This is a genomic window from Cupriavidus sp. F041 (assembly GCF_057814235.1).
The window spans coordinates 581940-599215 of the sequence record NZ_JBVASY010000002.1 but is presented as its reverse complement, the minus strand read 5'-3'; the positions used below and the strand labels follow the sequence as shown (position 1 = coordinate 599215).

At 62.5% G+C, this 17276-nt stretch carries 20 protein-coding genes; 5 read left to right on the top strand and 15 right to left on the bottom strand.

Annotation, left to right across the window (positions count from 1 at the left end; genetic code table 11):
• Positions 1–66 precede the first annotated feature (66 nt).
• The 4 genes from ACZY0R_RS19845 to ACZY0R_RS19830 all read left to right on the top strand — a co-directional run bounded on the left by ACZY0R_RS19845 (position 67) and on the right by ACZY0R_RS19830 (position 3811).
• The gene (locus tag ACZY0R_RS19845; RefSeq protein WP_488860586.1) at positions 67–1044 is read left to right on the top strand and encodes a type II secretion system F family protein; all 978 of its coding nucleotides are present in this window, start codon (positions 67–69) and stop codon (positions 1042–1044) included.
• A 52-nt stretch (positions 1045–1096) separates the two neighbouring features.
• Positions 1097–2056, top strand: a complete 960-nt coding sequence (locus ACZY0R_RS19840; RefSeq protein ID WP_488860584.1) for a type II secretion system F family protein — start codon at positions 1097–1099, stop codon at positions 2054–2056.
• 291 nt (positions 2057–2347) lie between these two features.
• Complete coding sequence (locus ACZY0R_RS19835; protein ID WP_488860582.1) at positions 2348–2767, top strand: hypothetical protein; 420 nt, start codon at positions 2348–2350, stop codon at positions 2765–2767.
• 255 nt (positions 2768–3022) lie between these two features.
• Positions 3023–3811 (top strand): metallophosphoesterase, encoded by a 789-nt coding sequence (locus ACZY0R_RS19830; RefSeq protein ID WP_488860580.1) that lies wholly within the window; start codon positions 3023–3025, stop codon positions 3809–3811.
• A 92-nt stretch (positions 3812–3903) separates the two neighbouring features.
• On the opposite strand, the gene ACZY0R_RS19825 is transcribed toward ACZY0R_RS19830, so the two are convergent.
• The 15 genes from ACZY0R_RS19825 to ACZY0R_RS19755 all read right to left on the bottom strand — a co-directional run bounded on the left by ACZY0R_RS19825 (position 3904) and on the right by ACZY0R_RS19755 (position 16308).
• Positions 3904–4353 carry a TadE/TadG family type IV pilus assembly protein gene (locus ACZY0R_RS19825; RefSeq protein WP_447429284.1) on the bottom strand — a complete coding sequence of 150 codons (450 nt, stop codon included), beginning with the start codon at positions 4351–4353 and terminating at the stop codon, positions 3904–3906.
• A complete protein-coding gene (locus ACZY0R_RS19820; RefSeq protein ID WP_488860578.1) occupies positions 4346–4837 on the bottom strand; it encodes a TadE/TadG family type IV pilus assembly protein in 492 nt (163 codons plus the stop codon). The genes ACZY0R_RS19825 and ACZY0R_RS19820 overlap by 8 nt, the downstream gene beginning before the upstream one ends.
• A gap of 9 nt (positions 4838–4846) precedes the next feature.
• Positions 4847–6094 carry a pilus assembly protein TadG-related protein gene (locus tag ACZY0R_RS19815; RefSeq protein ID WP_488860576.1) on the bottom strand — a complete coding sequence of 416 codons (1248 nt, stop codon included), beginning with the start codon at positions 6092–6094 and terminating at the stop codon, positions 4847–4849.
• 432 nt (positions 6095–6526) lie between these two features.
• Positions 6527–8170 (bottom strand): chaperonin GroEL, encoded by a 1644-nt coding sequence (gene groL, locus ACZY0R_RS19810; RefSeq protein ID WP_488860574.1) that lies wholly within the window; start codon positions 8168–8170, stop codon positions 6527–6529.
• A 40-nt stretch (positions 8171–8210) separates the two neighbouring features.
• Positions 8211–8501: a co-chaperone GroES gene (groES, locus tag ACZY0R_RS19805; RefSeq protein WP_017225479.1), complete on the bottom strand. Its 291-nt coding sequence runs from the start codon at positions 8499–8501 to the stop codon at positions 8211–8213.
• A 545-nt stretch (positions 8502–9046) separates the two neighbouring features.
• Positions 9047–10174: an adenylate/guanylate cyclase domain-containing protein gene (locus ACZY0R_RS19800; protein ID WP_488860572.1), complete on the bottom strand. Its 1128-nt coding sequence runs from the start codon at positions 10172–10174 to the stop codon at positions 9047–9049.
• Positions 10175–10473: 299 nt separating this feature from the next.
• A complete protein-coding gene (locus tag ACZY0R_RS19795) occupies positions 10474–10761 on the bottom strand; it encodes a BufA1 family periplasmic bufferin-type metallophore (RefSeq protein WP_488860570.1) in 288 nt (95 codons plus the stop codon).
• Between the two features lie 49 nt (positions 10762–10810).
• Positions 10811–11797 (bottom strand): YeeE/YedE thiosulfate transporter family protein, encoded by a 987-nt coding sequence (locus tag ACZY0R_RS19790; protein ID WP_488860568.1) that lies wholly within the window; start codon positions 11795–11797, stop codon positions 10811–10813.
• 58 nt (positions 11798–11855) lie between these two features.
• Entirely contained in the window at positions 11856–12206 is a 351-nt protein-coding gene (locus tag ACZY0R_RS19785) for a cupin domain-containing protein (protein ID WP_488860566.1), read from the bottom strand.
• A 60-nt stretch (positions 12207–12266) separates the two neighbouring features.
• Positions 12267–12407: a hypothetical protein gene (locus ACZY0R_RS19780; RefSeq protein WP_488860564.1), complete on the bottom strand. Its 141-nt coding sequence runs from the start codon at positions 12405–12407 to the stop codon at positions 12267–12269.
• 19 nt (positions 12408–12426) lie between these two features.
• Positions 12427–13476, bottom strand: coding sequence for a patatin-like phospholipase family protein (locus ACZY0R_RS19775; protein ID WP_488860562.1), 1050 nt, complete (start codon positions 13474–13476; stop codon positions 12427–12429).
• Positions 13477–13486: 10 nt separating this feature from the next.
• Entirely contained in the window at positions 13487–13876 is a 390-nt protein-coding gene (locus tag ACZY0R_RS19770) for an SDR family oxidoreductase (protein WP_488860560.1), read from the bottom strand.
• Between the two features lie 32 nt (positions 13877–13908).
• On the bottom strand, positions 13909–15306 hold the full coding sequence (locus ACZY0R_RS19765) for an NAD(P)/FAD-dependent oxidoreductase (protein ID WP_488860558.1): 1398 nt from the start codon (positions 15304–15306) through the stop codon (positions 13909–13911).
• A gap of 58 nt (positions 15307–15364) precedes the next feature.
• Positions 15365–15898 carry a DoxX family protein gene (locus tag ACZY0R_RS19760; protein ID WP_488860556.1) on the bottom strand — a complete coding sequence of 178 codons (534 nt, stop codon included), beginning with the start codon at positions 15896–15898 and terminating at the stop codon, positions 15365–15367.
• An 83-nt stretch (positions 15899–15981) separates the two neighbouring features.
• A complete protein-coding gene (locus tag ACZY0R_RS19755; RefSeq protein WP_488860554.1) occupies positions 15982–16308 on the bottom strand; it encodes a BufA1 family periplasmic bufferin-type metallophore in 327 nt (108 codons plus the stop codon).
• 252 nt (positions 16309–16560) lie between these two features.
• Here ACZY0R_RS19755 and ACZY0R_RS19750 point away from each other — a divergent pair, with 252 nt between their 5' ends.
• Positions 16561–17274: a response regulator transcription factor gene (locus ACZY0R_RS19750; RefSeq protein WP_045239199.1), complete on the top strand. Its 714-nt coding sequence runs from the start codon at positions 16561–16563 to the stop codon at positions 17272–17274.
• Positions 17275–17276 lie beyond the last annotated feature (2 nt).

Genomic DNA, 17276 nt, shown 5'->3' with positions numbered 1-17276 from the left:
GCCAGGACTCCCATGGCGCCACCACGCCATGCCCGGCTGCAATAGCCATTTCGGGGAGCGGCAAAAATGAACTACGTCTTCTATGCTTTCGCTATCTTAGTCTTCGCTGCGGTCGTCCTCAGCATCGAGGGCATCTATCTGTGGTGGAATAACTACCACGGGCCCGCCGCCAAGCGGATCGAGGCGCGGATACGCTCGCTGTCTGCAGGCGGGCAGCTGCGGCCGGAACAGCTCTCGATCCTCAAGGAGCGCATGCTCAGCAATTCTCCGCTGTTCCAGCGCTGGCTGATGAAGCTGCCACGCATTGGCACGCTCGACCGCTGGCTCGAGCAATCCGGTACAACCTGGTCGGTTGGACAAATGTTTGCGTACTGCGGCTTCGCTGCCCTATGCACGCTCTCCCTTGGCCCGCTTCTCCCGCTGCCGTTCACGTTGGTGATGTTGATTGCATTGCTGGCCGCGCTGCTGCCACTCTGGCGGGTGGCATCGCTGCGCAGCAAGCGCTTGAAGCGCCTGGAGTCGCAATTGCCGGATGCCGTCGACATGCTAAGCCGCGCGCTGCGAGCCGGACATTCTTTCTCCAGTGCGATCGGCACGGTGGGACATGAGCTGAAAGAACCGATGGGGCCTGAATTCCGCACGACGTTCGACGAAATCAACTATGGCGTCGGCCTTGATGAAGCATTGACCAATCTGGCCATGCGCGTTCCCATCGGCGACCTTCGTTACTTCGTGATCGCGGTGCTGATCCAGCGAGAGAGCGGCGGCAACCTTGCGGAAATCCTCGACACCATCAGCTCACTGGTGCGCGAGCGTCTCAAGCTGTTCGACAAGATCCGCGTGTTGTCGGCTGAGGGCCGCCTTTCGGCATGGATCCTGGGACTGCTGCCCTTCGGCACCGCCGGCCTGATCCTTGTCGTGAATCCGGGCTTTATGGCGGTGCTTTGGACAGACCCTATCGGCCTGAAGATGATCGGTGTGGCGCTTACTTCGATGGTCCTCGGCGTGATCTGGATGCGCAAGATCATCCGGATCCGGGTCTGAGGGCGAACCGCGCATCACACAAGAGCGGCGATTCTTACTGGGGGAAATGATCATGCAAGGCATCAATCAAGCGGAGTTCCTGCTGCTGGCCCTTATCTTCGCGGCAGCATTTGGCGCAGCGCTGGGACTGCTGCTGCTGTTCTCGCCGAGCCGGGCGCAAGGCCGTGTCGGCCAGATTGCCGGCGCGCCAGGAACGGCGCCAGGTGCCGGGCAGCCCAATGCCTGGGTGGGAAAGCTGGAGCAATGGGCAAAGCCGGTCTCGCGCCTCTCTCTGCCGAAGGAAGGCTGGGAAAATTCGCAACTGCGCGTGCGCTTCATGAATGCGGGCTGGCGCGCTGCCTCCGCCGGCACGGTGTACTTCGCCGCCAAGACCGTGCTGGCGATCGTCCTGCCCCTGCTGGCGCTGAGCCTGCTTGGCAGCACCCAGTTGATCAAGGGCCAATATGAGATGGTGGCAACGCTGGCGGTTGTGTGCGCAATCGGCTATTACCTGCCCAACGCGTTCCTGGCGCGAAAGGCCGAAATTCGCAAGCGGACAGTATTCGAGGAGTTTCCCGACGCGATCGATCTGCTGACGGTCTGCGTCGAAGCCGGGCTCGGCCTCGATGCAGCGCTGATGCGCGTGGCTGACGAACTCCAGCTGCGCTGCCCGGTGATGGCAGACGAGCTCCAGCTCATGCTGCTCGAACTGCGGTCCGGCTTTGCCAAAGACAAGGCCCTGGCCAATCTCGCACTGCGGACCGGCGTCGAAGATGTCGACAAATTTGCGTCCATGTTGATCCAGGCGGACCGCTACGGCACCAGCCTCGGCGAATCGCTGCGCGTGCTGTCGGATACGTTGCGCACCAAGCGCCGCATGCGCGCAGAGGAACAGGCGGCGAAAATCGCGCTGAAGCTCCTGTTTCCGCTGATCTTCCTGATCTTCCCGACGCTGTTGCTGGTTCTGCTTGGACCAGCATTCATCCAGATCTACCGCGTGCTGCTGCCAACCATGGCGGGCCAGGGAGGCTGAGGTGCGCAGCGCGATGCCACCCGTGGGATAACCAGACCCCCGGGATGTCGCCCGGCTCCGGCCGGAGCACAGCCCGTTACCCGGCCGCGTCCCGGGTTTTTTTCGTGCATGCCAGGATCGCTGCGGAAGGAGGCGCGATGGTGTGAGGTTGCGGTCGAGGTCTCGATTGGTGGCACGGCTTCATGCGCGAGGCGGAAGGCAAGAAATAAAATCCCGCGCACTGCCAGGCAGCATGATCCGAAGCTGCGTCGCCGATGTTGCTACAGACAAATTGCATGGGGGAGTCAAGCAATGGGCACGAAAGCCACAAGTAGCAAAATAGAAGCTGCGATTACCCGTATCCTAGAGGGCAAGCCGGTGCGCATTCCGGCAGATCGGGAACTCAGCATTGCCGCGGTTGCGGAAGAAGCGGCACTATCCAATTCCACCATTCACAATCGTTACCCGGAACTTGCGGAGCGGATCCGCGCACTGGTCAAATGCGGTCTGGAAGCCCAGAGAAAGGAGCAAGAACAGCTTGCCTATCTACAACGGCGCCTGACACAGGCACTGCAGGTGTTAAGACGACGCGACGATGAGATCCGCCGCCTCAAGACCGTCAGGCTCGTCCTGGCCCGGGAACTCGATGCGTTGCGTGAAGAGCTGGCGCATGCGTCCCGCAAGGACAGCGATCCGGCACCGGGCGCGCAGGCTGGCGAGCACAGCGGCTGACGGCACTGGCAAAGCGCCACGGCTGCAAGCCTGGCATCCTGGCAAGGTGCCCCCGGCTCTGGCCTGCGGCATCAGCGGGCACGGCCAGTGCCTGCCTTGCCGCCCGGCCCTCCCGGTTACGACTGGGCAGCCGTGTTGCCTGAGTGCGCTCAGGCAGGGCCGCCTGGCGCCCTGGCTCTTGACCGGACGCTGGCTTTTCTGAAGAATCGCTAGGCATCTGCTCGCGGCAACCATGTCCGGCGGCCTGGAGTTCCCATGAGAATCCGCATCCTCAGCGATCTGCATCTCGAACATGACCTGCCCGACGTCATTCCGGCCTGCCCGGCCGATCTGGTGGTGCTGGCGGGCGACATCGCCAATGGCCGCGCCGGCATAGACTGGGCTGCGCGCACGTTCAGCGATCCGGTGGTTTATGTGCCCGGCAATCACGAATACTACGAAAGCGCCTTCGAGCAGGTCGATACGGAGATGGCCCAGGCCGCACGCGAAGCGCCGCATGTTCACTTGCTGAACGGCGCCACCGCAGATTTTGGCAGCCCCGGGGGCGAACGCGTACGCGTGATCGGCATCACTTGGTGGACTGATTACACGCTGTTTGGCATCGACCGACGCGACGATTCGATGCTTGCCTGCGCCGGCGCCATGCTGGATCATCGTCTGATCGAGATCACCGGTACTGACGGCCGGCGGCGCCACTTCACCCCGGCCGACGCCCTGGAGCGTCATCAGTCTGCCAGTGCCTGGCTGGGCGCGCAGCTGGCCGAGCCCTTTGCGGGAAAGACAGTGGTCGTCACCCACCACGCTCCCGATCTCGGCAGCCTGGACCCCCGCTTCTCACATGACCTGGTTTCAGGCGGATTCATTTCGCGACGCCCGGACCTGGTGGCGCAAGCCGATCTGTGGATCCACGGCCATACCCATACCGGCTTCGATTACTGCCTGGACAACGCGCGCGTGGTTTGTAACCCTCGCGGCTACGTGCGGCGCAAGACCTGCGCCCCCGAGAATCCTGCATTCGACTGGTGCTTCACCGTCGAAATCTGAGGTCCCCGACCTATCGCAATCTGACCAGCGTGCCGCAAGCAGTCCCCGAGCGAGGACGCCGTGCCGCCCATCAAAGCCCCCAGGGCAACGGGCTAGGCACCGCAAACGCTGCTGCTTCCCGCGTCCTGCCCCATGATTTCCCGCGGGAGATAGGTCGAGAAGCCAGGCACCGCCAGGCTTGAGAAGCCAATCCAGGCTACCGGAGATACCGGCGAAATCGTCAGGCCGGTAACGCTGACTGCCACACCGGTACAGTTGCTGCTGTCACAGGTTGTACTGACGGTCCCGCCAGGTCCGTACCAGTCCACCGACACGTTCGAGGCAGTAAGGCCCGGCATGATCGCCTGCATCTTGCTCAGCACCGACGACGAGCCAGCATTGCAGACCACTGCCTGCCTGGCGCCCCAGCGTGTTGCCTCGGCAACGGCGTTCCAGTTGTAGAGCACGCGTCCGAATTCCAGTATCCCCAACATCACGGTGAAGAAGAGTGCCGCGCAAATGGCGAATTCCACCGCTGTCGTGCCGCTTTGTCGCCTATTCATAGGACTGCCTCATAGTCACGGAGATGTTCCCGAAGGAGATCGAGGCAATGGATGAATTGCCACCGGTATAGAAGCGGGTAAAGCCCAGCAGATCCAGTATGGGCGAGAATGTATAGCCAGTGATCGCGACTGTCACCGTGTTGATCGCCGGATTGCTGCCCTGGAATTTATTGGAGGTACACGCCGACATGGAAGCGTCGCAGATGGAAACCATGCTGGGTGTCAGGCCAGACACCAGGGGCGTTGGCGATCCGCTGATCGTAGGCTTGCCGTATACGGCGAGGTTCGTCGCCGTGGTCCGTGCCGACGCGTTACCCGCGGCTTGCGTACTCAGGTAGCGCGCCGCATCGCGCGTGCTCTTGGCCAGGGTGTTGTAAGTGTAGATTGCGCGGCCGAACTCGGTGATCGCAAACGTGATCGCCAGCAGCAACGAGAGCGTGATGGCGAGTTCGACCAGCGCCACGCCTTTTTGTCGGGTCTTCATTATCCGCTCCTACTGGACAAGAACAGGAATCAAGGGTCCCGCGCTCCCCCCCGCCAGTCCATTGCTTGTGCAGGGACTGTTCAGGTTGCCCGCGTTACCCAGATATTCAAACTGGACCGAAGCGGTCGGCCCGCTGATTGGCTGCAGCATCAGCATGCAGGAAAAATCCTGGATTGTGGAAGCGGCGGAGATCACGGGCACCAATACGAGGCGGCGGCTCATCCCATACGTCTGGAGCTCACCGCCCGACCCATTCGTGGCCAGCGTCTTGTAGCCCCCTTTCATATTCAGTCCAGTGATATTGTCTCCCGCATTGACCTGGGTGCCATTATCCGCATAGTTGGCATATGCCAGCCGCTTCGCTTTGAAATTGGCGGCAGTGGGATCCGAGCCTGCCGCTTTCGTGCCACTGAATGCGTTCTGCGGAACGGCATTTGTCCAGTTTGCCGAGGTATAAGCGTAGCCGGTAAAGTCCGGGGGCATGGTGCTGATATCTCCATTGTTCTTGTAGATGCCAAAGCGCGCATTCCATTGATCGTCAACGGATACTTTTGCTCCTGGGGTGCCGACCTTATCGTTGAGACTGGAGCCGCAGTAACCCACACTCATCTCCGACTTGGTCTCGTTGGCGTTCGTCGAGCCGTCGAGGTTGTACCATCCCATCTCTCCCGGGCTTGCGGTCTTGGTGCCGTCGTACAGCACAGTCACCCATTCGCCAACCTGGAAGCCGTAATCCGGCGCTGTGCCTCCAGCCTTGGGCCGCAAACCAACGGGGATCGGGCACGAGCTTTGCGCATGGGAACGCGTCGCCACGGCCACTGCGGCTACCGCATTGCTGGAAGCGCCACCAATCAGTTGGATAAGATAGGCCACGATGCCGCTTGTCGTGTGGCTGCATTTGGCATAGCGGGCATTGGCTGCTGGCGAGAATCCGGCGCTGAAGGCGCCAGTCAGCGTGTCACTAAAGGCGATTTCCGACGAGGCGATGGATGCGGATGCTTTCTGGTATCTCACGCGGTTGGCGTTTCCCGCAGTGATCCCCGCACTGGCGGCTCGCGCCAGCGCATCGGACGCGCCGTCCAACTCCTCTGCCGCTGCGAGTGCACAACTGTCTAGAGCCGACTGCAACTCGGTTTTCGCCACGAACAGCCCGCCAAGGTCGATAACCAGTCCAGCCATGCCAAGCAGAACTGCAAGGGTCAGGCCGACCATGGGGAGAATGACGCCGCGTGCTTTCTGTGTTCTGGATTTGGACATAGGACATCGACCACTGGTTGAAATCACATGACAGTCGACTCTCACGCATCAGAGAATCAGGCGGAACGGCCACAATCCGGACCAGCTTCCCTGTGGACTACAATCGCCTGGCTTGCTACCCTTGCCGGCAAGGAGCCCCACGCGGGCACCACGCTCTCGCGCGCTGCCGGCTGGTTTCTTACTTGCATTTTTAGTCTTGCCGGCGCCAAACAGAAATCCCCCGGAGGGATGATTCGTCACTGAAACATCGAGGGATCGCAGCTGGCTACCGCGATGTGGAAATCAGTCCAGGGCATGCGCCAGGCATATCTGGATATTCGGGCACGAGGCGCCGCCACAAGCAAAAACCCCCGCCGGCTCGCGCCAGCGGGGGTTTTTGTTACTACGGGTAATGCGGGTAAAGCAGGCTGCCAGGTTGGCAGGCCGGCAGATTTACATCATGCCGTCCATGCCGCCCATGCCACCCATGCCGCCCGGCATTGCCGGAGCCGACTCGTCCTTCGGCAGTTCTGCCACGGCGCAATCCGTGGTCAGCATCAGCGAAGCAACCGAAGCAGCGTTCTGCAGCGCGGTGCGGGTCACCTTGGTCGGGTCCAGCACGCCCATTTCCACCAGGTCACCGTACTCGCCGGTGGCGGCGTTGTAGCCGTAGTTGCCCTTGCCGTCGATAACCTTGGCCACGACGACCGAAGCTTCTTCACCAGCGTTCAGCACGATCTGGCGCAGCGGCTCTTCCATGGCGCGCAGCACGATCTTGATGCCGGCGTTCTGGTCAGCGTTGTCGCCGGTCAGGTTGGCGATGGCAGCGCGAGCGCGCAGCAGGGCCACACCGCCGCCGGGGACAATGCCTTCTTCCACGGCTGCACGGGTTGCGTGCAGTGCATCTTCCACGCGCGCCTTCTTTTCCTTCATTTCGACTTCGGTGGCTGCGCCGACCTTGATCACTGCAACACCGCCGGCCAGCTTGGCCACGCGTTCTTGCAGCTTTTCACGGTCGTAGTCCGAGGTCGCTTCTTCGATCTGGGCACGGATTTGCTTCACGCGTGCTTCGATCGAGCCTGCGTCGCCGGCGCCGTCGATGATGATGGTGTTTTCCTTGCCGATTTCGATGCGCTTGGCTTGACCCAGTTCTTGCAGGGTTGCCTTTTCCAGCGTCAGGCCGATTTCCTCGGCGATCACTGCGCCGCCGGTCAGGATGGCGATGTCTTCCAGCATGGCCTTGCGGCGGTCGCCGAAGCCCGGAGCCTTGACAGCAGCGGTCTTCAGGATGCCACGGATGTTGTTCACCACCAGGGTCGCCAGGGCTTCGCCTTCGACGTCTTCAGCGATGATCAGCAGCGGGCGGCCCGACTTGGCCACTTGCTCCAGCACCGGCAGCAGGTCGCGGATGTTCGAGATCTTCTTGTCGAACAGCAGCACGAACGGGTTGTCCAGGGCGACAACTTGCTTTTCCGGGTTGTTGATGAAGTACGGCGACAGGTAGCCGCGGTCGAACTGCATGCCTTCCACGACTTCCAACTCGTCGGCCAGCGACTTGCCGTCTTCAACCGTGATTACGCCTTCCTTGCCGACCTTGTCCATCGCTTCAGCGATCAGCTTGCCGATCACTTCGTCGCTGTTGGCGGAGATCGAGCCAACCTGGGCGATTTCCTTGCTGGTGGTGGTGGTCTTGGTCAGCTTCTTCAGCTCTTCAACCGCGTTCACCACAGCCTTGTCGATGCCGCGCTTCAGGTCCATCGGGTTCATGCCGGCGGCAACGTACTTCATGCCTTCGCGCACGATCGACTGGGCCAGCACGGTTGCGGTAGTGGTACCGTCACCGGCGTTGTCGCTGGTCTTGGAAGCCACTTCCTTGACCATTTGCGCGCCCATGTTCTGCAGCTTGTCCTTCAGCTCGATTTCCTTGGCCACGGACACGCCGTCCTTGGTCACGGTCGGGCCGCCGAAGCTGCGCTCCAGCACAACGTTACGACCCTTCGGGCCCAGGGTAACCTTGACTGCGTTGGCGAGAATGTTCACGCCTTCGACCATCTTGGCACGGGCGGCGTCGCCGAATACTACGTCTTTAGCTGCCATGTTCTGAATCTCCTAAATCTGTACGAATGGGGCGCGTGGATTACTTGTTCACCACAGCCATGATGTCTTCTTCGCGCATGACCAGCAGTTCCTGGCCATCCACCTTCACGGCCTGGCCGGCATACTTGCCGAACAGCACGCGGTCACCCACCTTGACGTCGAGAGCGATCGAGGCGCCCTTGTCATCCTTCTTGCCGGGGCCCACGGCCAGCACTTCACCTTGATCAGGCTTTTCGGCAGCATTGTCGGGAATCACGATGCCGGAAGCGGTCTTGGTTTCATTGTCCAGACGCTTGACGATCACGCGGTCGTGCAAAGGACGCAGATTCATACGGACTCCTTGGTACAAAAAGTGATTTCAGGTTCACAAAATTGGCCGCCAGCACTAACGGCCAGCAGAATTGGTGCGCCGGACGAGGCCTGTTAGCACTCATGCCCGACGAGTGCTAATTATAGGGACGGGGGTTTACGTTTTCAAGTCAGCGACTTGATACGTGTTTACCCTTCCTCCGGCTATCGAGATTCACTCAACCTTGAACTTTGTCCGCTTGGCTTCGAACTCCCGCAAGCCACGGGCGCGGCCAAATTCTCAGGATTTCCTATGAAATACATGGACTTATACGAAAGGAAGCACGGTCCTGCCTGTTGATCTGCAACTGATGTTCGCCCACGTATAGAACTAGACCCCCACGCTAGAACGGGCGGAAGACAAGAGTGATTCAGGCTCCATAATGCAGGGCACTCGACGCCGGCATCCGGGCACTCGGATTTCACTGCGCGAGATCGCCAGACACCGCGATCGCAAGAAGATCTGGCAACACGGCTCGGCTGGTTGCTGAACGCAGCCCAGCTTTTTGTGGCGAAACCCAGTTCGCTCTACGAGTTGGCCCCCTCGGACAGCACAACCAGATCGACCGGCGCCACCACGCCGCCGATCGCGCGACCACACCGTACCGGTTTTTGCCCCTTGTAGCCCTGCTCCAGAGCCCGTTCGTACATGCTGCGCGTGGTCAATCCCCGCGTGCCCTCGGCTTTGTTTTGCTTCTCCAGCTTGGCGGCAAGATTCACCGCATCGCCAATCACCGTATATTCGAGCCGCGTGCCGTGGCCGATGATGCCAAACAGAACCTGGCCGCTGGCCGTACCTGCCCCGACATCCGGCGCGATCTGCCCCCGGGCTTGCCGGCGTGCGCGCCACTCGCCCACCGCCGCCATGATGGCGTCGATCGCGCGCAGCGCGTTGGCGGCGTAATGCTCGTCCTGGCTGACGGCGCCGAAGCTCGCCAGGATCCCGTCGCCCATGAATTTGTCTATGCTGCCGTGGTACGCCTTGACGATCGGCACCAGCAAGCCCTGGTACTCGCCGAGCAGCCTGATCAGCTCGGCCGGGGTCAGCATGGAAGATGCTCGGGTAAAGCCTCGCATATCCAGAAACAGGATGGCTGCCTCGCGCAGTTCGCCGTGACCGGCCATCACGGCCGACTCCGAATCCGTGATGCGATGCGCGACGGAGTCATCGAAGAACAGCGACAGGTCCGCAACGGCTTGCTGCCCTCTCAGCGATTTCACGACAAAGCTGCGGGCGCGTGCCAGCGCAAGGGCCAGTACCGCCGTGACCATCGTGATCGAGAGCAGCCTGTCAAACTCGCCGCCGTAGTGGATCTGGCTTGAACGCAGGGACGTCACATAGTCCCAGGTAACGGGGTTCCCGGTTGCATGCGCCAGCGCGTAGTGCAGCAGTACCAGCCAGCCCAGTGCCGCCGTCAACCCGGACAGCGCCACCCAGGCAGGTTCGAAACGCAAGGCACGCAGGGCAATCAGGATGAAGATGTACGCAAACTCCGTGCTCTTCAAAAAGATCTGGGGAGGCTGCTCATACTGGAGATGGTAGGCCCAGATGACGAAGATCAGCACCGCCATTTCCGCAACGACGGTAAGCCCCACCATCCAGCGGGCGAGTTGCCCCGTCACGGCAAGATAGAGTCGGACCAGCGCCAGCACCACGAACGACGTCAAGCCCAGGGGCACTGCCCGGATTGGCGCATCCGGCGAGAATCCCGCTGGCGTACCAACGTAAAGAAAGGCAAGCAGCGCCGCGATCAGGAGCTGAACGGATGTCACAAGCAGCTCGCTGTGACATTGCTCGCGCTCCAGTTCCAGCCGCACTCGCGGCGGAAACTGCATGCCTTTGCGGCCCGTACCAAGCCACGCCGCCATCCGTTGCCCATACGTAGCCATCGCGCTCCTCACGCGTGCTGCAAGTGGGCGCCGGGCCGCCACTGAGCGCTGCGCCTGGGCGCGCCTCACAATGCAACCGGCTTCAACTCGCCGCCGGAAATCTTCACGCACGTGCCAGCCGGCAACATGAGCCATTCGGCGCCCGCCGCATCCCGGCGCGCCTGGCCGGTGCAGGCATGCGTCGCGGTGCCGCAATCGTTCCTTCCCGCACGCACCACGCCAAAGCAGCGCTCCCTGTCGAGGGCAAAAGCCCCCCTCGACCCCGGCAGCAGGTGCGTGTTCTGCTGGATCGCAATCAGCACCGCACCGATCACGGTGCAGACGACCGTTGCGTTTCCCGCCTTGTGGCCCATACGGCCTCCCTTAGCTGTGTTGCACATACGGCTGCCGGCTGGATTGGCGTCACCCGCCATCGCCTCGGGTAGCCGGTTCGCCCAGCAGGCGCCGGATTAGCAGGCCGCCGCCGATGGCAAGGCACATTGCCGCGAACGCCAGCCACGCATAAGGCCAGAGCAGCGGCATCCCCACCAGCAGGAGACCGTCATTGCCGCCGGGAATCAGCAGGCTGCCCCACCCCATCATGGCACCGCCCAGGAAGCACCGGGCCATCTGCCCGAGCGACACCGAGGTAGCGCGGAGGCCGCCCGACGTCATGCCGCCCAACATAGCCCCGCCGAGCAATGCCAGCCCCAACACGCCGCGCGGAACGATGCCACTGGCCATCCCCCGGGCCAACTCGGCAAGCACGTCCGTGTATGACCACGCACCTGCCAGCAACATCATGAGCAGGAAAGTGATGCCGATCACCGTGGTCGCGGTATGCGGTTGCCAGATGCGGGTGGCCAGCCCCGCCACAGCCCCGGCCGAGCGCCCAGGCAGGAACGGGCGAATCACCCGCCAGGCAACAAACAGGACGAATAGCGCAGCAACCCCTGAAGACGCACGCAATACCGGTGAGCCAGTCTCCAGCGCCCGGTACGCGGGTGACGGCCACCAAGCGGCGAAGCCCAGGCAGCCGGCATAGAAGCCGAGCGGCGTCGCAAGGTAGGCCCATTGCCCGGAGCCCAGGCGCGCGATCGCACCGAAAACGCAGGCGCCGTTGATCAGCGCGCCCAACCCCAGCAAGGCACCTCCGGCCACTGTCACGCTATCGGCGCGGTACCCGCCCGGCATGATGGGCAGCAGATCGAGCACTTGCGCGACCAGCAGTCCGCCACAGACCCAGACCGATGCCTCGATCATGGCGAGCAGCCGGCTGAAACCGCGCGTATCGATGATTTCGTTCATCGCCGCCACCGTGCAGGTGCCCCCGCGCTGGATGGCGAATCCCATCACGCCGGCACAGAGGAAGGCAATGCCATAAGCAAGGCTGAGCAGCATGGCGTTCATGATCGGATCACTCCAGCGCACCAGAGCAGGTGAATGTCGGAGGGCATCAGTGCACTAACTACATCATGTGCGCATCCGACTTGGTTTCTACCGGAAACAGGTCCGAAGACAGCAGCACGACCGGCGCACTGCTTTCGTTCTTCCACCAATGCGACGTGCCGTTCCTCTCGGTGGTTGCTTCGCCCGCCTTGTGAACGATCGGTACCGCGCAGTTGCTGGCGTACTCGACAATCTCCCCGGAGACGATGTAGATGATCGCAGGCCGGTTGTTATGGCTATGCCATGGCACGATCCCGCCCGGCTTGACGTCCAACTGGCGCAGGCGAAGCAGCCGCCCCGGCAAGGCCACCGGCTCCTTCGACAGGTCGGTCGAAGCGCGGACGGCATCGCTTACATCCTTGGGAGCCATGGGGCCGGGCTTTTGGCCCTGGCCGTCGGCGACTCTCTGGCCACCGGGGCACTCGCCCGCCTACACGGCAAACGCCGTGAGCGACAGTGCGACAACGAGCATGCCCCCGGCGGCGGCACGCTGCCACGCAGCGCGTTGATACTGGTGCTGGACCTTCATGATGATCTCCTTGGGTTGGGAATGGCCAGGCAGGGCCGTCATGCGTGCATGGCGCTCCTGCCTAGAGAAACTCCTTGTGAATATCGATGCTTGAACGCTGGCCGATCGATTCGTAGTGCCTGCCGAGCCAGGCGTCCGCCTCTGCCCGGCCCTTGTCGCGCAGGAAGCAAAGGAAGCCCCAGTCCGCATTCAGCTTGCTGGACACACCGAGCTCTCCCATCGTCTCGTCGGAGCGGATGGAATGAATCAGCATCTCCTTCATATCGGCGCGGTCGATCTTGCCGTCCTGGATCAGCGTGGTGACAAAGGCGATGGCGCGAAGCTCGCGGATCAGCGATGAGTTGAAGCTCACCTCGTTGATGCGGTTCAAGATCTCGGCCGCCGTGGTCGGTACGCCCTTTCGCTCGATCGGGTTGATATGCACGATCACCACGTCCCGCGTGCCGCAGTTGTAGATCAGCGGGAAAATGGCCGGGTTACCGACATACCCGCCGTCCCAGAAATGCTCCCCGTCGATCTCGACCGCCTGGAACAGGAATGGCAGGCAGGCCGAGGCCAGTACCGCCTTGATGCATATGTCCTCCCGGGAGAAGACCCGGACCGTGCCAGTCTCGACGTTGGTAGCGCAAAGGTAGAGTTGGATCGGGCAGTGCTTGTTCAATGCCCCGAAATCGACATGTCTGCCGAGCACGTCGCGCAGCGGGTTGAGATTCAACGGATTGAACTGGTATGGGGACAGAACGCGCAACATCATGTCCGTCATCAGGTACATGGGCGAATGATCGAGCCCGAACCCTTCATGCATCAGCTTCTCCCACGGCAGCAGGCGAAACGGGTTGCTCATTTCAGCCACGCTGGCGATATCGCGCCAGAAGTCGTGCAGCGCCAGCCGCGCGCGCTCCGGCCCTCCTTCCAGCAGGCCATAGGCAAGTACCGCCGCATTCATCGCGCCCGCGCTGGTGGCGCTGACACCTTCCACCGCCAGGCGGCCGTCCTCCAGCAGGCGATCGAGCACGCCCCACGCAAAGGCGCCGTGGGCGCCTCCGCCCTGCAAGGCCAGCGCAACGGATTTTTGCGCCCCGCCCGGCGATCTCTTTGGTTTCGCAGACATGTCCCGCCCCTTAGTGTTGTGTCCAGCCACCGTCCATCGCGAGCGCGGCGGCCGTCATCGATGCCGCGTTTTCCGAGGCAAGAACGACCGCGAGCGCGGCGAGCTCTTCGATGCGGACAAAGGCCTTGCGCGCCCGAGCCTGGTCGGTTATCTGCTGCTCAACCAGTGGCGTCTTGACATAGCCCGGGCAGAGCGTGTTGCTGGTGATACCGTGCTCCGCAACCTCTAGCGCGACCGTTTCCGATAGGCCGATCAGCCCATGCCTGGCGGCAACATATGGCGTCTTGAACGGCGAGGCGACCAGGCCGTGAGCGGCGCCCTGGGCGGCAAACGCCCGGGCAATACCCAGCCCGATGCCGCTGCTTGAACCGGTGACGATGGTTGATTTTCCTTTCTGCATGGTTTTCTCCTGTCGGCGTTCGTCGGCGTTCGTCAAAGCTCGATAGCAGCGTGCCGCACGCCGGTGTCAAGCGTGGGGCGGTGCTGGGACGTGGTGGCGGCGGCAGCGTGGCGCGGGCCGGAATCAGCTTGCGGGGCTTCCCGTGCGACGCTGGCCGGACCCGTTGACGCTTCGTCCGCGTCACCGGTACGGGTAAAGCGCAGGTGCGTGATGTCGGTGTGGAAAAACATCGCCCACGTCCACTCGACCAGGATCCGCACCTTGCGGCCAAACGTAGGCACCCGCATCAGATACAGCGCGCGCCACATGAGCCAGGCAGGCAAGCCGGTCAGATTGACGCCATAGACGCAGGCGACCCCTTTCATGTGCCCGATGGTCGCCATCGACCCCTTGCTCTGGTATGAGAACGGTTCACTGCCCCGCTGCCCGATCTGTCCGGCCACGTTGGCAGCCAGCTGGCGCGCTTGCGCGACGGCAAACTGGGCAGTCGGTGGCGAATACTGTCCGGTCGCGGCATTTCGTACCAGCGCGCAATCGCCGATGGCCCACAGTCCCGGCATGCCGCACACCGACATATCGGCGTTGGTCTCGATGCGGCCGCGCTGGGTTGCAAGCCCGAGATGGCGAGCCAGTGTCTCGGAAAGCGGATTCGACTTGGTACCGATGGTGCAGACTACCGTCGCCCCATCGATCCTTTCGCCGGAATCCAGGGTGACCCCGTCCGCATCCACCCCCGCCGCGCGCGTTGTCAGCCTGACCTTGATGCCGCGCCTGGACATCAGCCGCGCCGCGGCCACACCGAGCGATTCAGGTAGTTCCGGCAGGAGCCGGCCGGTATCGTGGAGGATGCTGACCTCCACCTCGTCATCCCTGACCCGCTTGTAGAAGCGCCGCACGCTGCGGATGTAATCGGCAAGTTCGCCCGCCACCTCAACGCCGGAGAAGCCGCCGCCGATCACGATGAAGTGGCCGAGCCGCCGGCGCAGGACAGGATCCGATTCCAGCTCGATCCTGGCCAGCTGGCGCAGTACACGATTGCGGATAAACAGCGCGTCGCCGACCAGCTTCAGGGGCAGCGCGTGTTCGGCCATGCCCGGCACAAGCGCGAGACTCGCGCGGGTGCCGAGGGCAAATACCAGATGGTCGAACGGTATCTCGCGCGGTCCCGCAAGCGTCGTGCAGGAGACCTTTCCCTGGGCGTAGTTGACGTCCTGGACGCTGCCCATGATGAACCTCACGCGCTTGACCATCTGGCGGATCGGGACGATCACCTGTTCGGGGAACACCGATGCCCCTACCACCTCGGCCAGCATCGGATTGAACGTGGTGTAGCTCTCCTCGCTCAGCAGTGTTATGCAGGTGGAGGGCTCCACGAGCTTCTCGAGCGACCGGGCCAGGGTGGTGCCAGCGAATCCGCCCCCGATGATCACAATATTCTCTGTTCGGCGCGCATGGCGGCTCCTTGCTATGGAATAGGGTCAGTGGCGCTCAGTGACGGTCAGTGACGCCACGCCAGCTCCGGGGCATCGAGCGGAACACATAGCGCCCGATGAGGTAGTCCAACGAGAGCCGGCCGGGTCCATGGAAGAGCGTCACCAGCAATAGCAGGCCCCAGTACTGGTGATCCTTCAAGCCAACCTCGCCGAGGCCCGGATAGGAAATCACCGCGATTGCGTTGAAGACGAACAGCGCCAGCGCGGATGCCCGCGTGCCAAGACCCAGCACCAGCAGCACGGGCAGGCAGAGTTCCGCCGCGGTACCGAGGTACGCCGCCAGTTCCGGTGGCAGCAGGGGCACGGCATACTCGCTCTCGAACAGCGCCAGCGTGGTGGACCAACTGGCGATCTTGGTCAGGCCCGACTGGAAGAACACCAGGCCCACGAAAATGCGGATGCCCAGATCAAGCACGGGGGTCATGAATTCCAGCGCGTGAATGGCCGTAGTGCCGGCGGCAATCGCCCTGCCCTGCAAGCCGCTGCCGGCGCCCCATGGCTTCGAGCACGGGTTGGATGACGTTTTCATTTGAGCTACCTCGACTGGTTGCATGCCATGCAGGCTGGATCCAGCGCCGCCGCGCTCATGGTCACGGCGGCGCCGGCCTTGGATCAGGCGGCGCCCGCTGCCTTGGCGGCCGGGCTGAGCACGCCGCTCTTGCCGCCGGGCTTGGCAAACTCGGACATCTGCAAGTGACCGCCGGCGATCTTCTCGCAGGTCCCCTTGGGCACCAGGACCCACGCCTCGGCGTCGCGGTCGATCTTCACCGTAGCGGCGCAAGAGCCCTTGCTGGTGCCGCAGTCGTTCTTGCCGGCCTTGGCAATGCCCGCGCATTTTTCGTTGTCGCCGGCGGCGGCCATGGCGTGGGTGCTGGTTCCGACCACACCCAGTGCCAGCAGGCTGGCGATCGCGCCGCGGATGATCCGTTCGTTTTTCATGATGCACACTCCGTATTCAGGTTGGGAATCGGACAGGAGTCATGCCTGTCTCTGAGCTGCAGTATGCAAAGCGGACCTCACGCAGCTCTCGCCAAATTCTCAAATTTTCTTCACGACGAAGATGGGCACGCATGGGTTCGCGATGCACCGCTGGCATGGTTGGATAGCCGGGCGCGCCGCACTAGAATGATTGAGTCAAACGGGAGTGGCTGACGCTGCATCCAGGTGCTTCCCGCACGATGAGGAGAAACCATGTCGCGCCATGTGCTGGTGATCGAGGATGACGCCGATATCGCCCAGCTGGTCAAGCTGCAACTGGCCGGGTTGTCATGCGAGGTGAAGGTTGCCAGCCAAGGCCGGACCGGCCTGGAAGAGGCGCTTCGCCAACCTTACGACCTCGTTATCCTGGACCTGATGCTGCCGGGCATGGATGGGCTGGAGATATGCCGCCGCCTGCGCAGCGAGCAGCGCTATACGCCGATCCTGATGCTCACCGCGCGCTCCACTGAGCTGGACCGGGTGCTCGGGCTGGAGATGGGTGCGGACGATTACCTGACCAAGCCCTTTAGCGTGCTGGAACTGGTCGCGCGGGTGAAGGCCATCTTCCGCCTGGTCGAAACGCTGGTAAACCCGGCGGTGGATGGCCAGACCATGATCGAAGCAATGGATTTGCGCATCGACATTGAAAAGCGCGAAGTGGCTGTACGCGGACAGCCCATCACGCTGACTGCGAAGGAATTCCAACTGCTGCTGCATTTCGCGCAGAACCCGGGACGCGTCTTCAGCCGCAGCCAGTTGCTCGACCAGGTCTGGGGCTATACCCATAGCGGCTACGAGCACACCGTGAGCTCGCACATCAACCGCCTGCGCGCCAAAATCGAGATCAATCCCAATGAGCCCGAATACATACAGACGGTGTGGGGCGTGGGCTACAAGTTCCGCAGCGCGTCGAAAGCGCTGCCCTGACC

Excerpts from the sequence above, each read along its gene's own strand:
- ACZY0R_RS19845 (WP_488860586.1), top strand. The coding sequence starts at position 67 with ATGAACTACGTCTTCTATGCTTTCGCTATCTTAGTCTTCGCTGCGGTC.
- ACZY0R_RS19840 (WP_488860584.1), top strand. The coding sequence starts at position 1,097 with ATGCAAGGCATCAATCAAGCGGAGTTCCTGCTGCTGGCCCTTATCTTC.
- ACZY0R_RS19835 (WP_488860582.1), top strand. The coding sequence starts at position 2,348 with ATGGGCACGAAAGCCACAAGTAGCAAAATAGAAGCTGCGATTACCCGT.
- ACZY0R_RS19830 (WP_488860580.1), top strand. The coding sequence starts at position 3,023 with ATGAGAATCCGCATCCTCAGCGATCTGCATCTCGAACATGACCTGCCC.
- ACZY0R_RS19825 (WP_447429284.1), bottom strand. The coding sequence starts at position 4,353 with ATGAATAGGCGACAAAGCGGCACGACAGCGGTGGAATTCGCCATTTGC.
- ACZY0R_RS19820 (WP_488860578.1), bottom strand. The coding sequence starts at position 4,837 with ATGAAGACCCGACAAAAAGGCGTGGCGCTGGTCGAACTCGCCATCACG.
- ACZY0R_RS19815 (WP_488860576.1), bottom strand. The coding sequence starts at position 6,094 with ATGTCCAAATCCAGAACACAGAAAGCACGCGGCGTCATTCTCCCCATG.
- groL (WP_488860574.1), bottom strand. The coding sequence starts at position 8,170 with ATGGCAGCTAAAGACGTAGTATTCGGCGACGCCGCCCGTGCCAAGATG.
- groES (WP_017225479.1), bottom strand. The coding sequence starts at position 8,501 with ATGAATCTGCGTCCTTTGCACGACCGCGTGATCGTCAAGCGTCTGGAC.
- ACZY0R_RS19795 (WP_488860570.1), bottom strand. The coding sequence starts at position 10,761 with ATGGGCCACAAGGCGGGAAACGCAACGGTCGTCTGCACCGTGATCGGT.
- ACZY0R_RS19790 (WP_488860568.1), bottom strand. The coding sequence starts at position 11,797 with ATGAACGCCATGCTGCTCAGCCTTGCTTATGGCATTGCCTTCCTCTGT.
- ACZY0R_RS19785 (WP_488860566.1), bottom strand. The coding sequence starts at position 12,206 with ATGGCTCCCAAGGATGTAAGCGATGCCGTCCGCGCTTCGACCGACCTG.
- ACZY0R_RS19780 (WP_488860564.1), bottom strand. The coding sequence starts at position 12,407 with ATGACGGCCCTGCCTGGCCATTCCCAACCCAAGGAGATCATCATGAAG.
- ACZY0R_RS19775 (WP_488860562.1), bottom strand. The coding sequence starts at position 13,476 with ATGTCTGCGAAACCAAAGAGATCGCCGGGCGGGGCGCAAAAATCCGTT.
- ACZY0R_RS19770 (WP_488860560.1), bottom strand. The coding sequence starts at position 13,876 with ATGCAGAAAGGAAAATCAACCATCGTCACCGGTTCAAGCAGCGGCATC.
- ACZY0R_RS19760 (WP_488860556.1), bottom strand. The coding sequence starts at position 15,898 with ATGAAAACGTCATCCAACCCGTGCTCGAAGCCATGGGGCGCCGGCAGC.
- ACZY0R_RS19755 (WP_488860554.1), bottom strand. The coding sequence starts at position 16,308 with ATGAAAAACGAACGGATCATCCGCGGCGCGATCGCCAGCCTGCTGGCA.
- ACZY0R_RS19750 (WP_045239199.1), top strand. The coding sequence starts at position 16,561 with ATGTCGCGCCATGTGCTGGTGATCGAGGATGACGCCGATATCGCCCAG.